This is a genomic window from Mesorhizobium sp. P2_C4 (assembly GCF_056404575.1).
This window is the reverse complement of the sequence record NZ_JBFUDT010000010.1, coordinates 1-26,217: the sequence shown is the minus strand read 5'-3', so window position 1 is coordinate 26,217 and position 26,217 is coordinate 1. Positions and strand designations below refer to the sequence as shown.

The following is a 26,217-nucleotide window of genomic DNA, read 5'->3' as shown; positions in this document are numbered from 1 at the left end:
CTCCTCGTTGGTGACGGCTCTGGCGCCCGCCTGGGCCGATCCTTTCCTGATGGTGCCTGCATGCGCGTTTCGATCCATCTGCTCGGCCGCTTCGCCGTCAGCGTCGATGGCCGCCCGATCCCGGCGGCCGACTGGCGGCGCGATCGCGCCGCGGCCCTGGTCAAGCTGCTGGCGCTCAGGCCTGCCCATCGCATCCACCGCGAGCAGGCCATGGAAATTTTCTGGCCCGACGCCGATCCCGAGGCGGCCGGCGCCAATCTGCGCAAGGCCATTCATTTCGCGCGCCGCACGCTCGGCGTCCACGACCTGATCGAGGTGAGCAACGACATCGTCGCGCTTGCCCCGCATGCCGAGCTCGAGATCGACGCCGAAAGCTTCGAGGCCGCCGCCAAGGCGGCGCTGAGCGGTGGTGACAAGAGCGCCTATGAGCGTGCTGCCGACTTCTATGGCGGCAGGCTGTTGCCGGACGATCTTTTCGTCGAGTGGCTCGACACGCCGCGCGCGCAAATGCAGCAGCGCTACAGCGACCTTTTGCGCGCTGGCGGCCTGTGGCAGCGGCTGATCGCGCTCGACCCCGCCGACGAGCAGGCCCAGTGCGCGCTGATGCAGGTGGCACTCGATGCCGGCAACCGCGTCGAGGCCATTCGCCAGTTCAACCAGTTGCGCGCGAACCTGCACGCCGAGCTCGGCGTCGGGCCGAGTGCGGCGACCATCGCTCTTTACGAGAAGGCGCTGGCCCTCTCCAGCACCGAGACCGTCAGCCCGTCGGAGCGCATCCGCACCTCGCTCGCCTGGGGCCTGGTGCATCTGCAGAGCGGCGAGTTCGACAAGGCAAGCGAGATCGCCAGGCACACGCGCGACCTGGCGCTTGGCGCCGACCTGCCGCGCGAAGTCGGCGAGGCGAGTGCGCTGCTCGGCCTCGCCTCGATGATGCGGGCGCAGTGGCCGCAACTGTTCCGCTCCGAATTCATCGAATGGGTTCGTGCCAAGCCGGCCTTCGTGCAGCATGTCTTCGATGGTCACCTGTGCCTGTCCGAGTTCTGCCTGTGCAGCGCTTCGGGCCATGCCGAAGTCGCGGGCCTCGCCCGCGAGCTGCTCACCGTCGCCGAGCAGGCCGGATCGCAAGCCGGCCGCGGACTTGCCTGCCTGCTTCTGGGCGAGGCGGCGCTGTTTTCAGGCGACCTCGACGAGGCCGAGCGCCACCTGACCGAGACCGAGCGGCTACTGCTGGAGGCGGATGCGGTGGCCGGCCGCGTGCTGGCCATCGAGCGGCTGGCCGAGATTGCGCTGGAGCGCGGCCAGAAGTGGCGCGCCAGCCGGATGATCCAGCGCGGTCTCACCGACGCCGAACGCTCATGGCTGTCGCCTCACCTGATCATGCGCATGCAGGCGCTGGCCGTGCGGGCGGCCTCGACGCCCAAGATGGTGGCGGAAGAAATCCTGGCCGGCGACCGGTTGCTGACCCCAGGCGCCTGCCAGCCCTGTTCGATGGCACTGCGCACGGCCTCGGCAATCGCGCTCGCCGAGGCTGGCGAGCTGGACCAGGTCGACCGCCGCCTGAACGACGCCGAGCGGATCGCCGGCATGTGGCATGGCGGTCCCTGGGCGGCCGCCCTTTGGGAAGCGCGCGGCGTGCAGCGGCGGGCGCAGAACCACGAGATCCGCGCGCTCGCCGCCTTCGACGAGGCGGCCTCGCGCTATCACGAGCTTGGCCGCCCGCGCGACCAGGCCCGCTGCCTGGCCCGCATGGGCCGCGAAGGGTAGCGCGCCGGCGCCTGGTTGCGGATGAACGCAATGGGTGACAATCAGCAGCAACCACGGTGGTTGACCCGACTGGTCATCCGGCCGATAGCTCCGCCGGAAAATGCCCTGAGAACCCCGATGACTTCAGACGCCAACCTTCACGACACAATCGAGCGCTCCGCCGACACTGCCTGGCAGGACGACGTTCGCGCCGGCGTGCGCCACGTCCGCGATCTCGCCTCCCTGCCACTGTCACTGGCCGAGCGCGCGGCGTCGCAAGCTGCGGCCGCGAACCACAAGGTGCGCATTCCCAAAGCCTATCTCGACCTGATCGACTGGAACGACCCCGCCGATCCGATCCGGGCGCAGGTCATCCCGTCGCCCGACGAGCTGGTGGAGCACGAGGGCGAGCTCGACGATCCGATCGCCGATCATGACTTCAGCCCGGTGCCGCGCCTGACGCATCGCCATGCCGACCGGGTGCTGTTGTTCCCGACCTATCAATGCGCGGTCTATTGTCGGTTCTGCTTTCGCAAGGAATCGCTGACTGCGATCGGCCGCGGCTACACACGCGAGGCGTTGGAGCCGGCGCTCGCCTATATCGCTGATCATCCCGAAATCCGCGAGGTGATCTTGACCGGCGGCGATCCGCTGTCCTTGCCCGACAAGGTGCTGGCCGAAATCCGCGCCCGCGTCGAAGCCATCGCCCATGTGCGGCTGTTGCGCATCCACACCCGCGTGCCGGTGGCGCTGCCGTCGCGCATCACCTCAGGGCTGGTCGCGGCCCTGCAGGGCCGGCTGATGGTCACGATCGTCACCCATTTCAATCACGCGCGCGAGATCACCGAGGCCACCGAAGCGGCCTGCCGCACCCTGCGGCAAGCCGGCTTCGTGCTGCTCAACCAGAGCGTTTTGCTGAAAGGCGTCAACGACACTATCGAGGTGCTGGAGGAGCTGTGCCGCGAGCTGATGTACCGCCTCGGGATAAAACCCTATTACCTGCACCACGGCGACCTCGCGCGCGGCATGGCGCATAGGCGCACCACGATTGCGCAGGGGCAGGCGCTGGCCGCCGCCCTGCGTGCGCGGATGTCGGGCATCTGCAATCCGGTCTATGTGCTGGACCTGCCCGAGGGCGGCGGCAAGGTGCCGATCGGGCCGTGCCATGTCGAGGCGCGGGACGGGGAGAGCTGGCGGATACGCGGGCTCGATGGTGAGGTGAGGGCCTATCGGGAGGTCTTGGGGGAGTAGGATGGCCATCGATCGCGGGCCCATTACCGCACCCCCGCACTCTGCCAGAACCAGATTGCCAGCGACCCGGATCGACCACGGATCTGTGTGTCCACGGGGCCTCTCAGCGCACCGGACTTGAAGAGCGCGCAGTCGCGGCCGGCGACTTTTAGCATCGTGTCGCTCACCGCGACTTCGGCATTCTGGTCGGCGGCGATCTCCATCAGGCGACTGGCGACGTTGACCGTGTCGCCCGTGGCCGCAATGTGTTGACGGCCTTCGCCGCCGAGTCGAGAGGCGACGATCGTTCCGTGGTGCGCTCCGATCTTGAAGCCAAGCCGGGATGCGGTCGTTACCGGCAACGAGGCGAGCCAGTCGTTGGTGCGGCTGGAGAGCCCGACGCAACAGCGGGCGGCGTTGAAGGCGTCATCCGGAGTCGGTTCCGGCAGGCCGAACAGGATCATGGCGCCGTCGCCCATGAAAGACGTGACGACGCCGCCGCAATCCGCGACCTCTTCGTCCACCAGCGCATGAAACGCATTCAACAGCTCGCGTGTGGCGCTCGGCCCCAATGTTTCGCTCAGTCCGGTGAAGCCGGACAGGTCGATGAACAGGATGGCAGCGTCGGTCCGGACGGGTTCCGCGAGGAAGTCGCCATGCCGGGCGAGCCATTCCCCCAGGCCCGGGGCCTCGACGCGCTGCAGCAACTCGCTCTGCGTGGCGAAATACTGGGCCCGGTTCCGGCCCAGCCAAAGTTGCGCTGCCCCGAACAGGATGGCCGGCGGTACGGCAGCAGCCATCGGCAGCGCGGCGCTCAGCCAGATATGGTGTGAGAAGGCGGCCATGTTGACCACGAACCAGATCAAGACCACGCCGACGATCGCTGCGAGGCCGACAGCACTTCGCCGCCATGCCAACAGCCCCACAAGAACCATTGGCAGCACCACCGCAAAGCCGGCATCGGCAAGGCGTACGGACTGGTCGCGCACGATGCCGTCGCCGGTCATCAGATGGGCAATCGCCGTCGACATCACTTCGACGCCCGGCAGCACTGGATCGAACGGCGTCGGGAAGACATCGCCGGCGCCGGTTGCGGTCGCTCCGATCACGACAATTCGATCTCGGATGATGCCGGGATCGAGCTGGCCCGCCAACACGGTCGCCGCACTGATCGTGCGGATGGTGCCGCGCGGGCCATAGAACATCAGCGGCAGGATGTGGCCGATGTCCGTCCGGATCGAGCGGCTGCCCAGCGACAGATGATCGGGCGCAATGGCTGGCTCTTCGCGCTCCGCCAGCGCGGCAACACGCAGGGAGAAGGACGCTTCCAACTGGTCGCCGGCCCGAAACAGCAACGGCACGAAGCGAGGCGTTCCCGTCCGGTCGGTGATCACGTTGACGACGCCGACCGCGGCGGCATTCGAGAACGCTTTCAGGGGCAACAGAAACCGCTCGGCGTCCGGCACCCGGGCGAGGGGGCCTTCGCCCTCGGCCACCGCCCATTGCCTGCCGTCCGGGTAGACCGCCGCGGCTGCGATGATGCTTGTACTCCCGCTCAGCGAACGCGCTAGCGCCGCGTCATCGTCCTTTGCTCCGGGATCGACCAGCAAAAGGTCGAGCGCAATGGCTTTCGGCCCAAAGCGCGCGATCGTATCGACAAGCCGGGCAAGCGTGGCGCGGCTGAGCGGATAGCTGCCCTCGTTGCGCACCGCCTCGTCGTCGATGGCGACAATGGTGATCAGTTCCGGCGGCTTTGCCGGTCCGCGGGCAAGCGTTCGGAGATCGGTCATCGTCGCTTCGACGCGATCGAGAAACGACAGGTTGCCGCGCCAGTGCGCGTAGCCCAGGCCGGCGCCCCAAAGCCCGGCCAGGATGAGCGCGATCAGCGTCGCAAGCGCTCGACCGCTCATTGCGGCTCACTGACCCAAACGGGCCATCAATGCCGAAACGCGCTTGGCGGGCCAGCGCTTGACGGTCAGTTTGCCTGTCCCTGCTTCGACGTCGACGCCTTCACCCGGAGCCAGCACCACACCGGTAGTGGACGCCGGCCTTTGCACGGCAACGCGACCTCTAAGGACGAAGACGGACGTCTTGCCCTGGCCGACGTCGACGGTCCATTTCGTGCCGCGCACGGCGGCGATCGCCTGCGGGGTGAGGACCACGAAGCCGCCCGGAACCGCGCCGGCCGGAGTCTCGAGCAGCAGCGCCTTGCGCCGCAATCTGACCGCATCGGCATTGCCGTTTCCATCGCGGTCCACCAGCGTAAAACGAGCGCCACCTTCCACGATGATGGTAAGGCCTTCCCGACATTTTAGCATCTGCCGGGACGTACCCGCCACCGGCTCGAACGTACACCCTGCGTCCTGCGCGAGCGCGGTATCCGCCCAAAAGACACCGGCCCATATGCCGACCACCAGGCTATGGAAATATCGGCTCCTTGCGCTCATCGACGCCTCCTTGCTTTGCGAAAATTTGCGGCAAGAATATCTTCTGCCGTCCGCTTGGCAGTATGCGTACGCACCGGCACTTGCAGCCGCATTGCCCTGAGAGGTGCCGGCCGCAATCTGGGGTCGGGCAGGCCCTTGATGACAGTCCCCGGGCTCCCCGGCCATATTCCACGCAAAATACCACACTTGCGGCGGTTCGTACCACGCCGGCTCCCACACTCCGCCAAACACCATGGCCCTATGAAGTGGCCCAACAGCGCAGGGACGGCCCAAGACGACCGTCCGCTGAGCAACCTGCCTCCGCAAATCCAGAAGGAATGCGGTCGGTCAGTTTCGCCCAAGAGCAACAAAAGACGGCCTCATGAACGCGGTGCGGGCGGCGCGTTGAGGCCACTTTCAAAAGATGGAAAACTGAAATGAAGAAGATCGTTCTTACCATTGCCTCGCTGTTGTTCGCCTCGAGCATGGCTTTTGCCGGTAGCGACCACTTTGGCTCGGACTTCGTCCCCGCCGTTGGCGATTATCCGACTACCCATTCGATGGTGTCCGGCGCGGTCGACATGAGCGCCACCAAGAGCATCGCTGCCGACAGCGCTGCGGAAAAGGCGACCTCCGCCATGCCCGCACCGGGCTATGGCCAGGGCATCTGGGGCCGCTGATAACAGACTTCCAGGCGGCGGATCGCCGCCTGGAATTACCTCAGTGGGCTTGGGCTCCCTCCAACATCACCTGCCGGAAATAACCTTCCCCGGATTGAGCATATTGCTCGGATCGATCAGCCCCTTGATGGCGCGCGCCAGCGCCTGCTTCGCCGGATCGGCGTAGCGCTCATAGGCGTCGCGCTTTTCGATGCCGACGCCGTGCTCGGCCGAGAACGAGCCGCCGCTTTCGCGCAAGCCGGCATAGAGCACGTCCTCGATCGCCTCATGCAGCGCATGCGAAACCGGTCCGTCTGTGTTGATCGAAATATGCAAATTGCCGTCGGCGAGATGGCCGAACACATACGGCGCATAGGCAGCGTCGATGCGCTTGAGGCCGGCTTCGATGCGCGCGACATAGGCATCGATGTCACCGCCCGGCACCGACACGTCGAAGGACGGCGGCAGATGGTGCATGCGCTCGATCATCTCGGTCTCCTCGCGCAGCCGCCAGATCGCCTCGGCCTGGGCGACCGAGCTGGCAACCAGCCCGTCGACAATGCCGGCCTCCTCCCAGATCGCCGCCAGCCCTTCCTCCAGCGCGCTGGCGGCACCCTCGATGCTGTCGGCACCGAGTTCCAGCACCAGGAGGCATGGCGCGTCGAGTGGCAGCTGGCCGGGCGCGTAGCCGAGCATCCTGTTCATGGCCACGGCGAAGCGGTGCCACAGGATCTCGGCGGCGCGCAGGCTGGTGGCGGTCGAGCCGAGGAAATGGCGCACGATGCGCTGCGCGCTGGCCGCATCCGGCACGCCGACCAGCGCCGTGGCGCTGGCGCCCGCCACCGGATCGAGCCTGAGCGCGACACGGGTGACGATGCCGAGCGTGCCCTCAGCACCGATGAACAGATGCTTCAGATCGTAGCCGGCGCTGGTTTTCAGCACGCGGGTGAGATCAGAAAACACGCTGCCATCGGGCAGCACCGCTTCCAGCCCCAGCACGCGATGGCGCATCGTGCCGTTGCGAAAAGCCATGATGCCGCCGGCATTGGTGGAAACCATGCCGCCAATGGTGCAGCTGCCGCGCGCGGCCAAGTCGATGCCCGGATCGAGACCTTGCGCCAGCGCCGCCTCCTGCAGTGTGCAGAGCGGCGTGCCCGCCTGCACGATCGCGACACGGGCGAGCGGGTCGATCTCGTCGACACGCGCCATGGCGCCAAGGTCGCAAATGATCTGGCCGGGCACGGTGCTGGCCGCGCCCGTGAGCCCGGTGCGCCCGCCCTGGGCGACGAGGCTCAACCCATGCGCGGCACAAAACCTCACCAGCGCCACCACCCCGGCGGTATCAGCAGGGCGCACCAGTGCTGAGGCGCCGAAATTGCGCCGGTCAAAGCCCGGATCGCGGCCGGCGAGCTCGGCCTGGTCCCAGACCGTGCCGACCACCTTGCGCAGTTCGGCAATCAGTGTCGTGTCGTCGTTCACGCGTTCAAACTCCCTCATCGCGCCAGAGGCTCCATCCCTCGGGGCGCACCGCTATCATGCGCGGGCGACGCCGAACAAGGATTTGCGCGTGCCGAGCAACTGCAATCCGCGCTGTGGGCGGTGAGGGGGATGTCGAGATCGTTGGTGAACAAGAAAACCGCGCATTCGCCGAGTGGCACCGGACTGCAAGCGTCGCGGCTAAGGGGGACGGCTCGGCGGGCAAACGACGAGGGCAAAGAAAAGCCGGCGCCACACCAGGAGAGTAAGTTGATGGACGCCGGCCAGGCGGATCGACAGGTCCGCCGCTCAGGCAAGATAGCGCATCCCAGCAGCATGGCATTGGCGCGATCACGGAAGATGCCGGCAGCCGCGATCTCGAATACCGCGCTGCAGGATCGCGACTCGGGCTCTCAGTCGAGCGGCTCGTGCTGATAAAGCTCGTCCATGGTGAGCGATGCCAGGGCGCCGAAAGGTGCCTGCTTTTTCACCCGGCCGCCGCTGAGGATCACCACGTCGTCGCAGAACGAGATGGTGCTGTGATGGTGGCTGATGACGATGGTCGTGCGGCGGCCGGCTCTCGACTTCAGGGTCTCGACGATGGCCGCTTCCGACAGTCCGTCCACCGCATTGGTGGCTTCGTCCAGGATGAGCAGATCGGGATCGCGCACCAGGGCTCTCGCCAGCGCGATCCGCTGCCTCTGTCCCGCCGAGAGATTGACGCCCCTGTAGCCGACGAGCGTGTCGTAACCCAGGGGTAGCCGTTCGATGAATTCATGCGCTTCGGCCAGCCTTGCGGCACGCTCGGCGTCGCCGGCTGTCGCCGCGTCCTGGCCGTAGGTTATGTTTTCGAAAATGGTGCCGTCGACCAATTCCAGCTCCTGGCTGGCCAGCGCGATGTGCTGTCGCCACTGGCTGGCATCGATCTCATCGAGCGGCGATCCATCGACCAGAATCCTGCCGGTGTCCGGTTCCACGAAGCGGCACAGTAGGTTGACGATCGTCGTCTTGCCGGCGCCCGAGCGGCCGATCAGTGCCGTCGAGCGGCCGCTGCGGACTTCGAACGTCGCCGCATGCAGCACCACCTCACGCTGGTCCGTGCCGGAATAGGTGAACGTCACGTCATCGAACTTGATGCGCTGGCGCAAGCCGTGGAACGGCCCGTCGCCTTGCGGCGGCTTGGGCTTGCCGGTGGGATCCAGCATCCATGTCACCTCTTCCAGCGATCCGCTCAGGCCTTGCAGCTGGCTCCACGCGCCTTGCAGGGCCCGCATATGCGGCTGCAGTCTGTAGAGCAGGACGACGAACGCGATGATCAGCGGGAAACTCACTTGTGCGAGCCAGGCGCCGACCACCACCGCCAGAAACAGCATGGCGTGCAGAACCTCCGTTAGCGGCGGCAACGCACCCTGGCGGACCTGCAGGACGAAAGCGGCGCGGCGAACCCCGTCCGATGCCGCATCGAATATCGCCTTCTCCCGGCTCTCCTGTCCGAAGATGCGGATCAGGCGCCCGGCATGCACCAGATGCAGCATCTGTGACGCGAGATGGCCGTTGCGCGAGGCGACGCTGCGGCTGGGCTCTTTCAGATTGGCCGAGAGGATGGCGTGCGCGATCTGGACGAGCGCCAGTCCGAGCGTGACCAGCAGCGTCATGCGCCATGAAAGCAGCAGCAGAAAGGCCAGCAGGATGATGGCGGCCGATGCGCTGACGATGGCCGACAGCATGATCTGGATTGCATCCGACGCCCGCCAGGATTCGTTGGAGATGATGTTGAGCAGGCGTCCCGGACTTTGCCGCAGGAAGAATGGATAGCCCACTCTCAGGAGCTGCTCCGACAACGCGCTGCGGATCGAATGACTGGCCTTGCCATAGATGAAGGTGGTCAGCAGCGTGTTGGCGAAGGCGAAAACATTCTTCAGGATGATTGAGCCGAGGATGGCGACCGAAATGGCGACAAGCCGGTCGCGCTCGCTCATGCCCGAGCCGACATGCTGGAGGACAGCCGAGAAGCCGGCCATTCCGGCCGCATCCCCGTGCCCCATGATTATGCCCAGCAGCGGGATGATCAGGCCGATGCCGAACCCTTCCAGCACAGCGCCGACCAGGCCGAGAACCACCACGGCCGGAAGCAGGCGCAGTTGCCGCTTTCCGAACGTCCGGAACAGCATGGGCAGGCTTGGCGGTAGCAATAGCATTATGGTGGCCTACCTCGCCTCGGCATTTGCGTGTTGATCTTGCCGCACGGGGGCCCGCTGCGGCCGTCGCGCCAGCAGGAGAACCGCGAATTTGGCCGCGCCGAGCAAATTCATGGCGACGATCGGCCAGTGCGACAGCTTCAGCTCGCGATCGAATGCAGGCCCGCCCGCCCGTTCCCGCAAAGCGCCTCGCGCGGCCCAGTAGAAATGGCGAAGCAGCCAGGGCGCATGGCGAACATGTTTCAGGCAAAGCCCGCCATTGCCCAGGCTGTAGTCGCGGTGGAGCTTTTCGATGGATTTGCGATCCCGCCGGCCGTGATGATGGAATATCGTCATATCAGGCACATACTCGACCGCGATGCCGAGCAGCATCGCGCGCACGAGGTAATCGGTATCTTCCGCCGACCGCAATGGCCCGCCGGCGCCGAAGCGTTCGTCGAACCAGCCGATACGGGCCGCGACATCGCGGTGCATCGTCATGTTGCAGCCGAGCACGAAACCGCCGGGATGAACATCCGGCGTCAGCCGCTCGCGGACCCGCGACCGCTTGATGGTGAACGGCAAATCCCTGGGATCACCAAGTTCGACGCGGCCGCCCCGGATCAGCCATTGTTCCCCGGACGCATAGTGCCGCTCCAGATCGCTGAGATAATCGCGGTGGACGGCGCAGTCATCATCGACGAAGACCAGCACACGGCCCCGCGCCCGCCGCAACCCGGCATTGCGGGCAGCCGCCAATCCGGGGCGCGGCTCGCTGACGGCCGTGAACGGAATATCCGAGGTTTCGGCGATGCAGGCCAGGCGTTCCGCCGTGCGGTCGCTCGAGCCGTTGTCGACGACCACGAGCTCGGCCGCGAAGCCGGCATGGGCGCGGCACGCGGCCTGCACCGACTTGATGCAGGCCTCGAGCACGGCGACACGGTTGCGCGTACAGATGATGAAGCTGACTTCCGGCGCCGATCGCTCCGGCCGCGGATCGGCCGGGCCGGGCTCAAGCGAGGTCAAGCGATCGCGCTGCAGGGGTTGGTGGGCTTTGACGGTCATCCCCTAACTCAACTGATAAGATGCAAGAACCGCCGCAGCCGGCGCGGATTTGAAGAAATACTCCACCGCGTCCGCCCGCCTGCCTGCCTCCAGCGAGGCAAGGCTGAGCCAGGGCGCCCAGGCGCCGGGCCGCAGTGCATATTTCTCGCGCCGCCGGATGACGTTCCACTTCGCGGTCCGCGTCAGCAATTCATGCGTCAGCGGCGGCTGCTTTTCGTCGGCGACGAGCTGGTAGAGGAAATAGAACAGGTTGAGCGCGCCGGCCGCAAAGCTCGGCCGCGTCTCGGCCGGCAGCGAGCAAATCCGCTGCTCCAGCGCGACGATGAAGTCGGCCGCGCGGGTGACGGTGTCGAGGCTGACCGCACCGCCGATGGCGCGCAGGTCCCGTGTGGCTTCCGCAAGGCCCTCGCGCTCGAGGTTTTCGGCCACGATCCGCAAATGCGTCCTGCGCATCTCCTTGCTGTGCCGCTGGGTCACGCTCCCCTCATGGGTGCGGTAGACGACCAGGTTTTCGGGCATCATGGCTGCGGGGTAACGGCCGGCCAGCCGCCTGAACAGATCGAAATCCTCGGCGTGCCTGTAGGTCTTGTCGTAGAAGAGATCGTCGTCTGCGATGACCTTCCTGTTGTAGACGACCGTCGGGTGCATGAAGATGGTGAAGAACATCGCCAAGATGGGCAGCTGGCCGAACTGGAACACCGGATCGGGCCTGCCCCTGGCGATGCGGCCGCGGATCAACATGTCGACTCCGGCGCCGCAGAAGCCGAGCTCGGGCCGCCGCGCAAACAGCGCCACCTGGCGCGACAGGCGCCACGGATAGGCGACGTCGTCGGCGTCCATCCGAGCGATCAGCTCGCCCTGGGCTTTCCCCAGCCCCTCGTTGAGCGTTGCGACGAGGCCGCGGTTTTCGCGCGAGATGATCGAGACGCGGCTGTCGTCCCTCCGGTATCGCTCGAGGATCTCAAGCGAATTGTCGGTCGAGCCGTCATCGATGGCGATGATCTCCAGGCGGCTATAGTCCTGCCGCAGGATGCTTCCAAGCGCGGCGGCGAGATACGGCCCGGCATTGAAGACCGGCAGCACGACGGAGACGAGCGGCGCGGCGGTCATCGTCTCGGATCCGTTCGCTGCAGGTCGAGCGCTGGCGTGCGACCGTCGGGCGTCATCGCGAACCTGCCGGCATGGCCGGCGCCTGCTTTCGGGGCGCGCGCGACATAGGGGAAGTGGCGCTTCAGGCTGTTGAGCGGCCTTTCGAACACCACCCAGGAGATCGAGGCAGCGACAAGCGTGGCGGCGCCCGCAACCAGGAACCGCCCCGGCCCTTGCTCCGAGACATTGAGCGGAATCCACGGCTGCGACTTGACGGCGAGCGACAGCAATATCGGATGATAGAGATAAACGCCGTAGCTGATGCGGCCGAGACCAAGCAGCGGCGGCAGTTCGAGAAGCTTGCCGATTGTGCCGCCAAGGCCGCTCGAACAGGCGGCGACGATGACCATCAGCGGCACCAGCGGCAGGACCTGCCGCACCAGCCAGTGGGCCCATTCCAGCATCGGATCGGCAGGCGCCGGGACAAACCACTCGATGACAAGGAATGCGGCCGCCAGGGCAGGCCAGCCCAGCCGCATCCATTGCGGCACGGCCGCACCTCTGGCCCGCCAGCAGGCAAGCAGCGCGCCCGTCGCCAGCGCGTCCATGGATGCCGGCGGCAGCAGGTCGCGCGCCAGCGCCGTGTTGGCGGTGAGCGGCCAGTAGAAGCGATAGGCCAGCGACAGCGCGATGACGCCGATGCAGATCTGTTCGAAGCGCCGGCGCGGGGCCAAAAGGACGACCAGTGGCCAGGCTATATAGAACTGCTCCTCGATGCTCAGGCTCCAGAAATGGCACAGCACCCAGGGGTTCCAGTCATTGTGCAGCGCATACCAGAAATTCGACAAATAAAGCGCATGCCAGACCAGCGATCCCCTGGACTGCTCCAGGTCGACCAGCCAGACGAAAGCCAGAACGGCAAAATAGGGCGGGAATATCCGCAAGCCGCGCCTGATGTAGAAGGATCGCAGCGCCGGGCCGGTTTCAAACGCGGCGGCAGCGCGCGCTTCCAGGAGCAGGCGCGTGATCAGGAAGCCGCTCAGCACGAAGAACAGCCGCACGCCGATATGGCCCCAGAACGAAGATCCGCCCGCCGCGAAGAAATGCGAGTACAGCACCATCGTCACCGCGATGGCTCTCAGCGCATCCAGTTGGGTGTCGCGGGTATTTTCCATCACCGGCTTCCGCCGAGCCGCCAGCTAGCCGTTTCCAGCTTCACGCCAAGGGGCGCGGGGACGGGCCGCGCCTGGGCGCCGGCGCCATCAAACCCGCGCTTTGCGGCCTCGCAATCAACGAACGGACAGGCGGTCGAGCCGGTGGGATCCTTCACGGCGTATTTCCAGTCGCAAAAATGAGTCCCCCAGGAGATGGATCGGTTACGCCATTGTGCAGCGCAACACAAAATATCTACCTCACTGAAATACTTGCGTGAGCAAATGCTAAAAAGTTAATGAAAACAGCCAGGCTTTCGCCGATACGGCGATTTGTACGGCATTTCTCCCTATCGCATAAGTTGCATTAGCTTCGCCTGAAAGAGGTTGCTCAGGACATTCTCGGATTGGCGGGTGAAAAATATTCAATATTTCGACAAATCGCGAGAAGTTATACAGAAATATGTTTCAAGCAGGTCGATTACACACTTGTCCCATGACGAATGAATTTGAGCCGTTGGCTTTGGGCGGTGCAGCATGGCTCGCCGGCGCAGGTGCGACACTGGCGGGTGAATACGGCAGGATGGCGGGGTGACGGGATACTGGGAGGGAAGCAGGGAGACGGCGCGGCGCGTGCGGTTTGGGTCGTAGGGGCAGAAGAGTGTGAAAGCAACCGAATGCAACCTGAAACCAGATTGAGACATAACTGAAACATCCGGCGCAACGGGCGACATGCCTGCGAAACGCCTTGGGAGGATGGTCACCCGGATCAGAACCAGAGGAGCGACCGATGACACCCGACCAGATCAGACTTGTCCAGGATAGTTTTCGTGAGGTGGTCCCGATACGCGCGGCTGCCGCCGCCCTGTTCTACGAACGCCTGTTTGCCATCGACGGCAGCCTTCGAGCGTTGTTTCCGGTGCGGGACATGACCAAGCAGGGCGCCAAGCTGATGACGGCCCTCGGCTTCGTCGTGCATGGACTGGATCGGGCCGACACCATTCTGCCGACCGTGCGCGAGCTCGCCAAACGGCACGTCGGCTACGGCGTTGAAGAGCATCACTACCCGATCGTCGGCCAGGCGTTGATCGAGACACTGGCGGCCGGCCTCGGCGAAGCCTTCACGCCGGCGGTGCGCGAGGCCTGGGAGGCAGCCTACGGCTTGCTCGCCAGTGTCATGATCGCGGCGGCGCGCGAGGTGCAGCTCGCGGCGTGAGTTGAAGAGAAGCGGAGGCCGGTCGACGGCCGCCGCTTGACCTGCCGGAAGGCGGGCCAGGATGCAAATCGAAGGCGTGCCATGTCGAGGCCAGGGACGGGCCGCAATTGACCTTAAGTCGATGTACGTCTTCCACGAGGCGAACGGCAACTTTGCGCCTTATGTCGGCCGTAAAAGTCGGTTTTGCTACTTCCTGAAAGCAGACGTTCGGATTGGGCGGCGCGGTGTCCGGGTTTGACCCCAATCTGGACATTGCTGTGGCGCATGGGAGCTGCGCGCGGACGCAATGCGCTGGGTTCGGAAACACAACCGCGCGAGGGCTGCCTTTCCCGTCCAGAGCAGAGAATCTCCTAGAGCGCATTGCCAATTGCGCTCTGGTGAAATGACGGAATCCATAGCCCCTGTGCGCCGAATGGAGTACAGTGGAGTCATAAATCGGTCTGCGAGCGAACGTCGCCCGGAGGTTTATCGTGACCGTCACCAAGCGAATACTGTCGCTGATGGTCTCTCTGAGGGTCACGCCCTTGGAAATAGGCCCAGAGCGGCTCGTCTGTATTGCTGCGCTCGTTGCGTGCATTTCCTGGCTCGGAATTGCTGGTGGTGCGGCGACCGCAGGGCCTCTTCATGAAGCTGCGCGGGAAGGCGATGCCGCTGGAGTCGCCCATATCCTGGCTCAAGGCGTCGACGTGAACAGCCGTGACGAGAACCGCGAGACGCCTCTGATCGATGCGGCGCTTTCCGGTAAAGCGGAAGTTGTCGCAGTGCTGATCAAGGCCAATGCCGACCTCGAAGCCCGTAATGACCGCGGCTTCACTGCGCTGCACGCCGCCGCCTATTCCGGAAGCGTGGAGATAGTCTCGCTGTTGCTCGACCACGGTGCCGAGGTCGACGCCTTGAGCGCTCACAAAATCACCCCCTTGCACGTAGCAGCCGAAGAAAACCAGGCAGCGGTGGTTGAGATGTTGATTGCGCACGGTGCCCAGGTCGAGGCCATCCAAGAGTACGGCTATACGCCTCTAAGCCGTGCGACATTCTTTCAGAGCGCGCAAGTGATGGTTTTGCTCAAGAAGCATGGAGCAAAATGTCAACCCAAGGAAACAATTGGAGCATCGTACGCGGCGTGCGTCGCAGCCGGCAACTAAGCGTTACATCATTGGAGACACTGATATGACAACGCACCGCTCAAGAACGTTTGGCAGTTTGCTTTGCGGAGCTATGACAGCCGCGTGCCTCCTGTTCATTGGCATGAATGCATCCCACGCTGTCGACGGAGCGAACACGGGATACTTCGGCAATGTCGCGATACTCGGCTACGATCCGGTGGCGTATTTCACCGACGGTCGCGCGACCAAGGGTTCGCCGGAGATCACGGAGAAATGGCTCGGGGCGACCTGGTATTTTGCTAGCGCAAAACATCGCGACGCGTTCGCTTCTCAGCCGGTCCGCTATGCCCCTCAGTATGGCGGCTTCTGCACGGGGGGGATGGCACTCAAAGAGGCATCTGCGAACATTGACCCGGAAGCCTGGCGTATCGTCGACGGCAAGCTCTTCCTTTTTTCCGGCAAGGAAGGCCTGGAGGAAGACTTCGATGCTGCCCCCGGTGCTGTCATTGCCAAGGCCGACGCCGAATGGCCCGCAATCGAAGCGAAGGAATTCAATGCCAGAGCGGGAGACAACTGACTTGGTTCGAGCGGAATCTTGCGATCTCGCGCCGAACCGCGCGGGTCATGGAGACGCTGAGAAATACCATACCGTGACAGAGTCCGGCAAAACATACTCGTCGCGCTTTTCGCTGCTCCCGTTGGGATTGCGGTAGACCGGGCTACAGAATTTGCGGCCGAGCAAAGTCGCTGGCGATCGCGTGCAGAACAGGTTGTCCTCTAGAGTGAACGCGCCGGCGATCATGCTGTTTTGAGAGCTCAGGGCGAAATCGCCGTTTGCATTCAGCTCCATCACAAACGGCGCACCATTATGTTGATGCCCGATCCATGTGTGGTTGATTGTCAGGGCCTGTATAGCAGAGGCGTCGAGGCGGTCCTCCGCCCGCCCGCGGAAGTCGTAGCTCCACTCCGGCATCCCGGCGGCGCGAAGAGCGTCCAGCCGGTGATCGAGATCCTGTTGCCGCCGATGATGGGCGTACACGACGCGAAGGCCGGCGAGGTTCTGCTCGTGGGACCTTTCCAGCATTGCTGCGACCGCGTTGTGCGCTTCCGCCATTCGGCCCAGCCGCGCGTTTGTCATGGCCAGCGTTTCAAGGCCGAGGTCGCTCCGCTCTTCCGGCTGGAGTTCGTGCAGCGCCTGGATGGCCTTCTCGTATTGCCGGTTCATGTAGAGCACGAAGGCATAATAATCGAAGACCTGCGCCCGCGGCTTGGGATCGAGTTGCAGCACGCGTTCCATGGCCGCTAGCGCCTCCGGGTTCTGACCGGCGTAGGTCAGTACGATCGCCAGGTTGAGCTCTGCCTCGGCCCCATTCGGATCGAGTGCCACCGCCTTCTGGACCGACACGATCGCCTCGTCCATTTCGCCGTCGAGCATCTGCAGGATGCCGAGCACGGCATAGGCGCGCGAAGACTGGGGGTTGAGTTCCAGCGCTCGCCCCGCCGCCTCATAGGCGCGCTGGCGAGCGACGGCGCTCAGCATGATGAGCTGGTAGTCGAAACCGAGCACGTCCACGGTAGCCCGGGCGTAGCCCGAATAGGCGTCTGCGAACCCAGGATCGAGCTTGATCGCGCTTTGATAAAGGGCGAGAGCCTCCCCGAGAGACTTGTAGTCGAGTGCATACACTTTCTGCTCGGCTCGGATATAGAAGTCGTAGGCTTCCAGATTTCGGGTCGGGAGGCGCGCAATCTGGGTTCTCTCGCCCTCCGTCAGCCGTACCGAGAGGGCCTCGACGATGCGTCCGATCAGTTCGTCCTGCAGCGCGAATATCTTGGAGTAGTCGCGGTCATACCGCTCTGCCCAAACGTTGCTTCCCGTCGTCACATCGATGAGCTGCACGTTGATGCGAACTGCGTCCCCCTCACGGCGAACGCTGCCCTCGAGCACGTAACGGACGTTCAATTGCTCCGCGATCTGCCGGGCGTCCAGGGTTCGATCCTTGAATGAGAATACGGAATTGCGAGCGATAACGAGCAGCCCCGAAATCTTCGATAGATCAGTGATGAGATCGTCCGTGAGCCCTTCGGCGAAATAGTCCTGCTCGGATTTGTCGCTGATATCAACGAACGGCAATACGGCGATGGAGGGCTTGCCCGCCGCCGCGCCGACAGTGGTGGGACTGTGGCGAGGAAGAAGTGCAGTCGCCTGCGGCCAAAGGATTAACACAACGCCGCCTACCGCTAGGAACACGAACATTGCCGCGGGGATCATGAACCATCGCCGGGAACGCAGCTTCTTGGGGATTGCGGTCTGCTCCAACAGGACCCGATAGACGCGGACTGGCTCGGCGATGTTCTTGAGGTGCTGTTCGCCCAACGACTTGAAGGCCAAGCCAAGCTTGTTCCTGGCTTGATCGTAAGCAGCTCCCGAGATGACTACGCCGCCTGGATCGCTGAACCCCTCCAGCCGGGCAGCGATGTTGACGCCATCGCCATAGAAGTCATCCCCATCGATGATCACGTCACCCAGATTTATCCCCATTCGGAAAACGATCCGGGAGTCCTCGGGAACATTAAGGTTCTGCTGCGCGGCAATTTGCTGAATTTCGACAGCGCATGCCACGGCATCAACGACACTGGTGAACTCGACCAACGCCCCGTCGCCCATGAGCTTGACGACGCGGCCGTGGTACCCATTGATCAACGGTTCGATGAATTCGCGGCGAAATGCTTTGAGCCGAGAAAGTGTGCCTGTCTCGTCCAGGCCCATCAGGCGGCTGTACCCCACCACGTCGGCGGCGAGGATAGCGACCAACTTTCGTTCCAGATGTTGACCCTGTTCCATTTCAGGCAGAACTATAAGGAAAGGGTAGTGGCAAGACCATACGCACTGGCTAGCGAGAGGTAGTAGCAAACAGTCCCTTCTCCGATGCGGTACGTTACAAAATCGGCTGCGAGCGTTCTCGAGACCAAATCCATTCGCTTTCGCGCCCGCTCCTTCGTCGCCATCACGCTGGCGCCGGAGGCGCCGCTGGACGCCTGGCTGGAGAGCCTCGATCGCTGGATCGGCAACTCGCCGGGTTATTTCTCGGGCTACGCGGATCATCCGACCAATGGCTCGGAGCTATCTTCCTTTGGCTGGGCAGTAGTGCCAGACTGGATGGAGGGAGCACGACATGAGTGAGACCCGCAAAATAGCAGCGATCCTGGTCTCGGATGTGGTCGGCTACAGCCGGCTGGCCGGCGCGGATGAAGATCGCATCTTGGCACGGCTGCGGGCGCTGCGCAGCGATCTCATCGATCCCACCATCGCTGTTCATCGTGGTCGCGTCGTCAAGCGCACAGGCGACGGGAGCCTCGTCGAGTTCAACAGCGTGGTGGAAGCAGTGCGCTGCGCGATCGAAGTACAGAACGCCATGCTTGAGCGTAATGCCGGGGTGCCGGATGATCGCCGCATCGAGTTCCGGATCGGCATTCACTTGGGCGACGTCGTGCAAGAACGCGATGGCGACCTGATGGGCGATGGCGTCAATATCGCCGCGCGCCTGGAAGGCATCTGCGAACCTGGCAATATCTGTCTTTCCGAGCAAGCCTATTGGCAGGTAAAGTCAAGGCTCGATATCGCGATCAACGATCGCGGGGCGGTTCAGCTCAAGAACATCGCCGAGCCGGTCCGGGTTTATTCGCTCCAGGTCGGCGTTCCCTCCAAGGCCAAGCCCGCGGCACCAGCTGAGTCCCTTGTGCTGGAGAAGCTTTCGCAGCCGCTCGCACCGCCCGACAAGCCTTCGATTGCCGTGCTGCCCTTCGTCAATATGAGTGGCGATGCCGAACAGGAATTTTTCACCGACGGGCTGACGGAGGACATCATCACCGATCTGTCGAATGTGTCCGGCTTCTTCGTCATCGCCCGCAACTCCACCTTTGCCTATAAAGGCAAGCCCACCGACGTCCGTCAGATCGCTCGCGATCTGGGCGTCAAATATGTTCTCGAGGGCAGCGCCCGGCGATCCAACAAGCGGTTGCGCGTCAATGTGCAGCTTATCAATGCGGCAGAAGGCGGCAATCACGTGTGGGCCGAGCGCTTCGACCGCGATATCGCCGACATCTTCGACGTTCAGGACGAGGTCACGCGACGCGTTGTTGAAGCGATTTCTGGCAAGCTTGGTGAAAAGAAACTTGTTGCCCGTTCCCGACCGTCAAATCTCGAAGCCTATGATCTTTGTGTTAGGTCGCGAGGCAAATGGAACATTTCAAGATCAGACAACAGCGAGGCGCGCTCAGCTTTGGAACGTGCCGTTGCGCTTGATTCAAACTATTGCGAAGCGCACAGCAATCTCGCCCTTGCGCTCTTGTTTGGCTGGATTGTCTGGGGAGAGCCACAGATACCCGGTCGCGCAAAGGCGCTGATGCACGCGCAACGCGCCATGGAAATCGATCCCGGCGATTCCAACGTTCGCAGGATCCTGGGCTGCGTTCAGCTTTTTGAGCGCAATTGGGATGAAGCAAAATTCCAGTTCGATGCTGCCATTCTGATAAATCCCAACAATGCAGATGCGGTTGCATGGATTGGTGAGCTTCAAATCTACTTAGGCAAGCCGCAAGCGGCGCTGATAGCTTGTGCAGAGGCGCTCCGTTTGAATCCTCGTCCACCTGGTTGGTATTTCTGGATCGAGGGAATGGCGCATTGTTCCTCCGGCAACTACGAAGAAGCCGTTGCTTCCTTGAGCCGGGAAGAAACCTACGGGACGGGTTCGAGGGAGCACCTGATTGCCGCGCTTGCCCTTGCCGGCCGTGTTCCTGAGGCACGGGAGGAAGCCCGCCTATTTCTTGCTGGGAATCCAGACTGGAAAATCGCTGATTTCATGACGAACTTGCCCTTTAAGACCATGAGCGCTGCGCAGCCCTTTGTCGATGGCTGGCATCTGGCCGGCTTGCCAGATTAGGCGGCATGGCAAGAGGGCCGTTTTTCAAGGACTTGGCAATTAAAGACTCAAACAGTCGCGGCTCTTCCTTCCACAAGCTCCAGGTCAGTTCCTCGCCGTCACGCGCAAGATTTCTACGCCACCCGTGGTTGAGCCGGCCCGGGTTTGACCACCGTGGCGAGTACGATGCCGGCGACGATGAAGGCCGCACCGACCAGATCGTAATCGTGCAACTCCTCGCCGAGCAGCAGATAGGCGAGTATGGCGACGAACACCGTCTGCAGATAGAGCAACATGCTCGCCCGGCTCGCGCCGAGCGTTTCCACGCTTTTGTTGTAGAGATAGTACATCAAGGCGCCGCCGGGACCTGCCAGATAGGCGAGCGCGAGAATGCTGTCGACGTCCATGGCGGAGCGTTCGTCGTTGAACAATTCCCACAAATGGAAAGGCAAGGCGACCAGCGCACCGGCGCCGAGCAGCAGCACGACCATTGGCAGGAGTTCGATGCCGAATTTGGCACGGCGCAAAAGCACGGTGTACAGGCCCCAGCAGAACGCGCTCCCTACGATCCACAGCTCGCCGGCGTTGAACTTGAGTTGCAGCAGCGCCGTCAGGTTCCCGTGGGCAACGATGAAAATCATCCCGGCGAGCGCAACCAGCGCGCCAAGCGACTTCCACAGGCCGAGCGGCTCGCCAAGCACGAAACGGGCGAGCACCATCGTCATGACAGGCGACAGCGCCATGATGATGCCGGCCGTGGTGGCGTCGGTGTCGTTGAGGCCATGGTAGATCATACCCTGGCACAGCGTGAGGCCGATCGCCCCCACGGCGACGATCTCCACGGCGCGAGTTCGCAAAAGCCCAATCATCGCGTCGTGATAACGGTGCACAATCGGTAGCAGGATGGCGCAAGCGAGCGTCAGCCGCCAGAAACAGAGGCCCCAGGGCGGCATTTCAGGCGCCACCCATTTGGCCGCGATATAGACCCCGGCCGAAAGCAGCCAGCACAGGACGGCGGCCGGATAGCCGGTCAAGGAGGACATGCGAGAGGGTATTGGCCCGACCACGGGTTGCGCGGCTTGATGCGCTATCGGCATTGCCTGCATGTCATGCCCTCCCTTCGATGACGTCGGCCCGGGAGGCAATATAGCCTGCGTCGCTGGGTCGTGCATCCGTTGTGAAATGCTGAAGTCGACAGGGAATCTGCGCTCGGCCGCCCATATGTCTTTCGATGGTGCGGGCAGGTTCTTTCCCGTCGGGGGGATGCGACGACCGGAACGGGCCAACTCACGATTTCGGACATTGGAAGCTCAACGTCCGCTATCGTTGTTCCCTCCACCACATGCGGACCTACTGCTTCCGGCTAACTGCGGCATTTTCCACTTTGAGGCGAAATAGTTCTCAACTATGGTTCGCAGACTAAAGGCATGGGGGATTGCCGATGGTTTTATCACGCAGGGGTGTCGTGACAGGCGGCCTGGCACTGGTCGCGGTCGGTGCAACCGGCAATATTGTTCAAGCCGCGGCGGCAAAATCCTATTTTGCCGGTACCGCCACCGACAACAATTTTGTCTATCGCAAGACCAACTTCGCCAAGATCGACAAGAAATGGCATCGCCAGATTGTCAAGTATTTCAGCAGCGAGTCGGTCGGCACCGTCGTGGTCGATACCAACCACCATTTCCTCTACCTCATCATGGAAAACAAGACCGCCATCCGCTACGGCGTCGGCGTCGGCAAGGAGGGCTTCAAATGGTACGGCCGCGCGACGATCGACCGCCGCGCGCTGTGGCCGCAATGGGTCCCGCCCCCCGAAATGCTTAAGCGCAGGCCGGAGCTACCGCCCATGGTCGCAGGCGGCGCGCCCAACAATCCGCTCGGGCCGCGCGCGCTCTATCTGTACCGCGACGGCGCTGACATCGGCTACCGGCTGCATGGCACGCTGGAGCCATGGAGCATCGGCACCGATGCTTCCAGCGGCTGCATCCGCATGTTCCCGGAAGACATCATCGACCTCTACCAGCGTTGCCCGATCGGCACCGCGGTGGAGGTCTTGCCGCACATCGCCGATCAGGCGCCCGCTTCCACCACTGTCGAATGATGGCGCATCATGAACCGCATGATTGAAAATACGCGCCGGCTGCTCGCCGCCGGACTGTTGGTTCTGGCCGCATCCTGCTCGACCAGCAACACGCTGACCCCGCCCACGCCCGACGTCACCAACGCCGAGATTGCCGGCTTCCAGAACGTACAGCCGGGCAGCGAGGAGGATTTTATCCTCAATGTCGGCCGCCGCACCTATTTCACGAACGGTTCGGCCGCGCTCGATTCTGTCGCCAAGACCACCCTCGACACCCAGATCGCCTGGTTAGCAAAGTATCCGCGCTGGCTGCTCAAGCTGCAGGGTTTCGCCGACGATCCCGGCGCAAGCGAAACGGCGCTGTCGCAGAAGCGCGCCGATGCGGTGATGGACTACCTCGCCGCCGGCGGCATAGACCGCAACCGCATGTGGGCCAAGGGCTACGGCAAGGACAGGCTCGTCCGCGACTGCCCCGACACCGCCTGCAGGTCGCAGAACCGCCGCGTTGTGTCCAATTTGCGCGATGAGAGGGACGAGTCGTAGGGGGCTGCGGTTTTGCTTGCAAATCAGAGTCTCACACGCGACGGCGGCATGGCTGCTTTGCGCCTCATTTCAGACGCTGGATCACACTTCTCCGTTTCCTGAAAACAGACATCGTTGGTGACCACGTGGTTTTGCCGCTCTACTTCGCAAAGATGGAACAGCACGGCGTCGTTGTGCTCGCCGACATCAGGGGCCATTCATGGATATCGCGAGAGCGCGGCTAAGTGTCGTTTGGGCGCGATTTCAGACCGGCTTGCGACCCCACACTTGAGTGACGACGAATGTCAGACCCGTGGTTTGTGGATCACCTGCAACTTGCTCGCATTCAACGATCGCCTCATCCAGCTCGGATTTGGTCATCAGGCCAGCGTCCAGAATTCGGTTCCTTAGCGACGTCGCGAACTGGATAGGCAGCCGCAGGTACGGGTGACCGGGCGCTAGGGCAACAACGGCTGCGCGCACGCGCAAGTCCTCAGCTCCCCGCTCGCGCAGCATCTTGTGAGTACGTCTGCCTGCGTCGAAATCACCTCCGCCGCGGCGGAATGCTGCGAGAATTGCCGCCTTCAGCCGGTCCCACGCGTCAGACGGCGGGTAGCAGCGCCAAGCCGCGCTGTCCGGCTCCTGGATCGCAATGATGCCGCCAGGCTTCGTCAACCGCCAAAGCTCGTCCATCAGCTGCGCATCCCGGCCGACCGGCGCAAAGAGGAAACGGACGTGCGCGAGGTCAAACGAGTTGGCGGGAAGCGGAGAAGCGTAGGCGTCAGCTTCCAGGATCTCAACCTTCGGCAGATTGTTTTCGGCGATAAAGGCGCGGGCGGCGCGAAGCTGCATGGCATCGATGTCGACACCTACGATGCGCCCTGACGCCCCAGCGCGCCGCGCCAGAGATCCAAGGATGCCCATGGCCCCACAACCGAGATCCAAGCAGTGCCAGCCCTCCATCGGGCCAAGGCTGTCGAGCCACGCCTCTGTCTCCGGCTCCCACACGCGCGCCTGGAGGCGCAGGCGCTCAAGCTCTGAAGCGCTGTCCGACAGCAAATAGTCGGCACTGGACATCGTCTGGACCCTCCGCTTGGCCACGAACCCTACGACGGATCAACGAAGGACCAAAGACGTGTTGCCGTGCAGGCCTTAGCTGACCTGGCAAAGCCGGTTCACGACACCCTGGACCCAGTCCGCTTTCTAGCCCAGTCACCCGAAAGCGGACGTTCCGTTTTCGGCCCGCTATGATCATTCTAGCACACATGGCGGATGACCGCTTCTGGCGCTGAGCAGACTCTCGCACCCTCCCGCCAGTGCTGTCAGAAACCGCCTTCCGGCTCACGCAATTCCCCCTTCATTAACCTTTCATTAACCATGGCTGGCTAGCGTTTACCGATCAGTAAGGAATCGCTGTCCGTGACCTTCGCCGCCCCCCTCGAGACCAAATCCATTCGCTTTCGTGCCCGCTCCTTCGTCGCCTTCACGCTGACGCCGGAGGCGCCGCTGGATGCCTGGCTGGAAAGCCTCGATCGCTGGATCGGCAACTCGCCGGGCTATTTCTCGGGCCGGCCGGTTCTGCTCGATCTCAACACGCTGAAGCCTGATGTCGCAGCGATCGGTTCGCTGGTCGCCGTGCTTGGCCAGCGCGGCATCCGCATCTACGCCATCGAGCTCGACGGCAATCCGGCCCTTGAGGCCAATTTGCCGCCGGTGCTCATCGGTGCCAAGGAGGCCACAACGGACGGCCTGCTGACGCAGCCCGGTCGCAAGGCCGTCGCTCCGGAACAGACCGGCAAGGCGGGGGAGGGCAAGCCGCAAGAGGCTCCTGCCACGCTGATGATCAAGGCGCCGATCCGCTCGGGACAGCTGGTTTTTCATCCGCATGGCGATGTCATCGTGCTCGGCTCCGTCGCCTCCGGTTCGGAAATCGTCGCCGCCGGCTCCATTCATGTCTACGGCACGCTGCGCGGGCGCGCCTCGGCCGGCGGGCTCGGCAATGCGGCGGCGCGCATCTTCTGCCGCAAGAACGAAGCCGAACTGCTGTCGGTCGACGGCTGGTATTGCACGGCCGAAGAGATGGACCCTTCCGTGCGCGGCAAGGCGGTCCAGGCCTTTCTCGACAATGGCATGCTGCGCATAGCCCCTCTTGGCTGAACGATGCTCGGCTGACGGCAAATCGACGAAAAATATCAGGCAATTAACGAACAAGAATGGAGGCAGTTTGATGGGCAAGGTAGTGGTGGTCACCTCGGGCAAGGGGGGCGTCGGCAAGACGACCTCAACGGCCGCACTCGGTGCCGCGGTCGCCAAGACCGGCAAGAAGGTGGCCCTGGTCGATTTCGACGTCGGCCTGCGCAACCTCGACCTGATCATGGGCGCCGAGCGCCGCGTGGTGTTCGACCTGGTCAACGTCATCCAGGGCTCGGCCAAACTCTCGCAGGCGCTGATCCGCGACAAGCGGGTCGAAACGCTGTTCCTGCTGCCGGCCTCGCAGACGCGCGACAAGGATGCGCTGACCGAGGAGGGCGTCGGCGAAGTCATCGACAAGCTGCGCTCGGTCTTCGACTACGTCTTCTGCGACAGCCCGGCCGGCATCGAGCGCGGCGCCCAGCTCGCCATGCGCTTTGCCGACGAGGCGGTCATCGTCACCAATCCGGAAGTGAGCTCCGTGCGCGATTCCGATCGCATCATCGGCCTGCTCGATGCCCGCACCTTGCGGGCAGAGCGGGGCGAGCAGATCGCCAAGCACGTGCTGGTGACGCGTTATGATGCCGCCCGCGCGGCTCGCGGCGAAATGCTGTCGATCGACGACGTGCTGGAAATCCTGTCGACGCCGCTGCTCGGCATCATTCCAGAGAGCCAGGATGTCTTGCGCGCCTCCAACCTCGGTTCGCCGGTGACGCTCAGCGATCCGCTGAATGCCGCGGCCAAGGCCTATATCGATGCCGCCAGGCGGCTTGAAGGCGAGGACCTGCCGGTTGTCGTTCCCTTCGAACGCAAGGGCTTCCTTGACCGTCTGCTGGGAAGGAGGGCGGCATGAACCTGCTCGACCTTTTCAAGCGGCGCTCCAGCGCGCCGGTGGCGCGCGAGCGGCTGCAAGTGCTGCTCGCCTATGAGCGCCGCAGCCGCAGCCAGCCCGACCTCGTCTCCATCCTGCGCGAGGAGATCATGGCGGTGATTGCCCGGCATGTGCAGATCGACCAGGACTATCTGCAGGTCTCGATGGACCGCGGCGAGACCATGTCGACGCTGGAAATCGACATCCAGATCCCCAACAAGAGCGCCGTGCCACTGGCCATGGCGGGGTAGCTGTTAGGCCACAGGCCGCGATCCTTCGCGCCCCCCTCTGTCCTGCCGG

Annotated in this window: 23 protein-coding genes; 13 read left to right on the top strand and 10 right to left on the bottom strand. The window is 63.5% G+C overall.

Annotated elements, in window-relative coordinates:
• The first annotated feature begins 60 nt into the window (after positions 1-60).
• A complete protein-coding gene (locus AC1DX6_RS27470; RefSeq protein WP_477319195.1) occupies positions 61-1,764 on the top strand; it encodes a BTAD domain-containing putative transcriptional regulator in 1,704 nt (567 codons plus the stop codon).
• Between the two features lie 117 nt (positions 1,765-1,881).
• A complete protein-coding gene (locus AC1DX6_RS27465; RefSeq protein ID WP_477319193.1) occupies positions 1,882-2,994 on the top strand; it encodes a KamA family radical SAM protein in 1,113 nt (370 codons plus the stop codon).
• A gap of 23 nt (positions 2,995-3,017) precedes the next feature.
• Here the strand turns inward: AC1DX6_RS27465 and AC1DX6_RS27460 are convergent, their stop codons facing one another.
• Complete coding sequence (locus tag AC1DX6_RS27460) at positions 3,018-4,883, bottom strand: CHASE2 domain-containing protein (RefSeq protein WP_477319191.1); 1,866 nt, start codon at positions 4,881-4,883, stop codon at positions 3,018-3,020.
• Between the two features lie 6 nt (positions 4,884-4,889).
• Entirely contained in the window at positions 4,890-5,420 is a 531-nt protein-coding gene (locus AC1DX6_RS27455) for a FecR domain-containing protein (protein ID WP_477319189.1), read from the bottom strand.
• A 416-nt stretch (positions 5,421-5,836) separates the two neighbouring features.
• Here AC1DX6_RS27455 and AC1DX6_RS27450 point away from each other — a divergent pair, with 416 nt between their 5' ends.
• On the top strand, positions 5,837-6,079 hold the full coding sequence (locus tag AC1DX6_RS27450) for a hypothetical protein (protein ID WP_477319187.1): 243 nt from the start codon (positions 5,837-5,839) through the stop codon (positions 6,077-6,079).
• Between the two features lie 66 nt (positions 6,080-6,145).
• On the opposite strand, the gene AC1DX6_RS27445 is transcribed toward AC1DX6_RS27450, so the two are convergent.
• The 5 genes from AC1DX6_RS27445 to AC1DX6_RS27425 all read right to left on the bottom strand — a co-directional run bounded on the left by AC1DX6_RS27445 (position 6,146) and on the right by AC1DX6_RS27425 (position 13,040).
• Positions 6,146-7,537, bottom strand: coding sequence for an FAD-binding oxidoreductase (locus AC1DX6_RS27445; RefSeq protein WP_477319185.1), 1,392 nt, complete (start codon positions 7,535-7,537; stop codon positions 6,146-6,148).
• Between the two features lie 410 nt (positions 7,538-7,947).
• Positions 7,948-9,732: an ABC transporter ATP-binding protein gene (locus tag AC1DX6_RS27440; RefSeq protein ID WP_477319183.1), complete on the bottom strand. Its 1,785-nt coding sequence runs from the start codon at positions 9,730-9,732 to the stop codon at positions 7,948-7,950.
• A gap of 9 nt (positions 9,733-9,741) precedes the next feature.
• Positions 9,742-10,776: a glycosyltransferase family 2 protein gene (locus tag AC1DX6_RS27435; protein ID WP_477319181.1), complete on the bottom strand. Its 1,035-nt coding sequence runs from the start codon at positions 10,774-10,776 to the stop codon at positions 9,742-9,744.
• A gap of 3 nt (positions 10,777-10,779) precedes the next feature.
• On the bottom strand, positions 10,780-11,886 hold the full coding sequence (locus tag AC1DX6_RS27430) for a glycosyltransferase family 2 protein (RefSeq protein WP_477319179.1): 1,107 nt from the start codon (positions 11,884-11,886) through the stop codon (positions 10,780-10,782).
• Positions 11,883-13,040 (bottom strand): acyltransferase family protein, encoded by a 1,158-nt coding sequence (locus AC1DX6_RS27425; protein WP_477319177.1) that lies wholly within the window; start codon positions 13,038-13,040, stop codon positions 11,883-11,885. Before AC1DX6_RS27425 ends, AC1DX6_RS27430 begins: the two co-directional genes overlap by 4 nt.
• Positions 13,041-13,806: 766 nt before the next feature.
• Between AC1DX6_RS27425 and AC1DX6_RS27420 the strand changes: the two genes are divergently transcribed.
• From AC1DX6_RS27420 to AC1DX6_RS27410, 3 genes are all read left to right on the top strand, one after another.
• Positions 13,807-14,232, top strand: a complete 426-nt coding sequence (locus tag AC1DX6_RS27420) for a globin family protein (protein WP_477319175.1) — start codon at positions 13,807-13,809, stop codon at positions 14,230-14,232.
• A 470-nt stretch (positions 14,233-14,702) separates the two neighbouring features.
• Positions 14,703-15,374: an ankyrin repeat domain-containing protein gene (locus AC1DX6_RS27415; RefSeq protein WP_477319173.1), complete on the top strand. Its 672-nt coding sequence runs from the start codon at positions 14,703-14,705 to the stop codon at positions 15,372-15,374.
• Between the two features lie 25 nt (positions 15,375-15,399).
• Positions 15,400-15,912, top strand: a complete 513-nt coding sequence (locus AC1DX6_RS27410; protein ID WP_477319171.1) for a YHS domain-containing (seleno)protein — start codon at positions 15,400-15,402, stop codon at positions 15,910-15,912.
• A gap of 45 nt (positions 15,913-15,957) precedes the next feature.
• Here the strand turns inward: AC1DX6_RS27410 and AC1DX6_RS27405 are convergent, their stop codons facing one another.
• On the bottom strand, positions 15,958-18,147 hold the full coding sequence (locus AC1DX6_RS27405) for a tetratricopeptide repeat protein (protein ID WP_477319169.1): 2,190 nt from the start codon (positions 18,145-18,147) through the stop codon (positions 15,958-15,960).
• 114 nt (positions 18,148-18,261) lie between these two features.
• Between AC1DX6_RS27405 and AC1DX6_RS27400 the strand changes: the two genes are divergently transcribed.
• Both AC1DX6_RS27400 and AC1DX6_RS27395 read left to right on the top strand, forming a co-directional pair.
• On the top strand, positions 18,262-18,516 hold the full coding sequence (locus AC1DX6_RS27400; RefSeq protein ID WP_477319543.1) for a hypothetical protein: 255 nt from the start codon (positions 18,262-18,264) through the stop codon (positions 18,514-18,516).
• Entirely contained in the window at positions 18,509-20,275 is a 1,767-nt protein-coding gene (locus AC1DX6_RS27395; RefSeq protein WP_477319167.1) for an adenylate/guanylate cyclase domain-containing protein, read from the top strand. Before AC1DX6_RS27400 ends, AC1DX6_RS27395 begins: the two co-directional genes overlap by 8 nt.
• 113 nt (positions 20,276-20,388) lie before the next feature.
• Here the strand turns inward: AC1DX6_RS27395 and AC1DX6_RS27390 are convergent, their stop codons facing one another.
• Positions 20,389-21,360, bottom strand: coding sequence for a DMT family transporter (locus AC1DX6_RS27390; RefSeq protein WP_477319165.1), 972 nt, complete (start codon positions 21,358-21,360; stop codon positions 20,389-20,391).
• Between the two features lie 335 nt (positions 21,361-21,695).
• Between AC1DX6_RS27390 and AC1DX6_RS27385 the strand changes: the two genes are divergently transcribed.
• Positions 21,696-22,355, top strand: coding sequence for a L,D-transpeptidase (locus AC1DX6_RS27385; protein ID WP_477319163.1), 660 nt, complete (start codon positions 21,696-21,698; stop codon positions 22,353-22,355).
• A 9-nt stretch (positions 22,356-22,364) separates the two neighbouring features.
• On the top strand, positions 22,365-22,877 hold the full coding sequence (locus tag AC1DX6_RS27380) for an OmpA family protein (RefSeq protein ID WP_477319161.1): 513 nt from the start codon (positions 22,365-22,367) through the stop codon (positions 22,875-22,877).
• A gap of 243 nt (positions 22,878-23,120) precedes the next feature.
• Here the strand turns inward: AC1DX6_RS27380 and AC1DX6_RS27375 are convergent, their stop codons facing one another.
• Entirely contained in the window at positions 23,121-23,933 is an 813-nt protein-coding gene (locus tag AC1DX6_RS27375) for a class I SAM-dependent methyltransferase (RefSeq protein ID WP_477319159.1), read from the bottom strand.
• A gap of 342 nt (positions 23,934-24,275) precedes the next feature.
• Here AC1DX6_RS27375 and minC point away from each other — a divergent pair, with 342 nt between their 5' ends.
• From minC to minE, 3 genes are all read left to right on the top strand, one after another.
• Positions 24,276-25,013, top strand: coding sequence for a septum site-determining protein MinC (gene minC / locus AC1DX6_RS27370; protein ID WP_477319157.1), 738 nt, complete (start codon positions 24,276-24,278; stop codon positions 25,011-25,013).
• Positions 25,014-25,083: 70 nt separating this feature from the next.
• The gene (gene minD, locus AC1DX6_RS27365; RefSeq protein ID WP_477319155.1) at positions 25,084-25,899 is read left to right on the top strand and encodes a septum site-determining protein MinD; all 816 of its coding nucleotides are present in this window, start codon (positions 25,084-25,086) and stop codon (positions 25,897-25,899) included.
• Positions 25,896-26,168, top strand: a complete 273-nt coding sequence (gene minE / locus AC1DX6_RS27360) for a cell division topological specificity factor MinE (protein WP_477277626.1) — start codon at positions 25,896-25,898, stop codon at positions 26,166-26,168. The genes minD and minE overlap by 4 nt, the downstream gene beginning before the upstream one ends.
• The last annotated feature ends 49 nt before the right edge of the window (positions 26,169-26,217 follow it).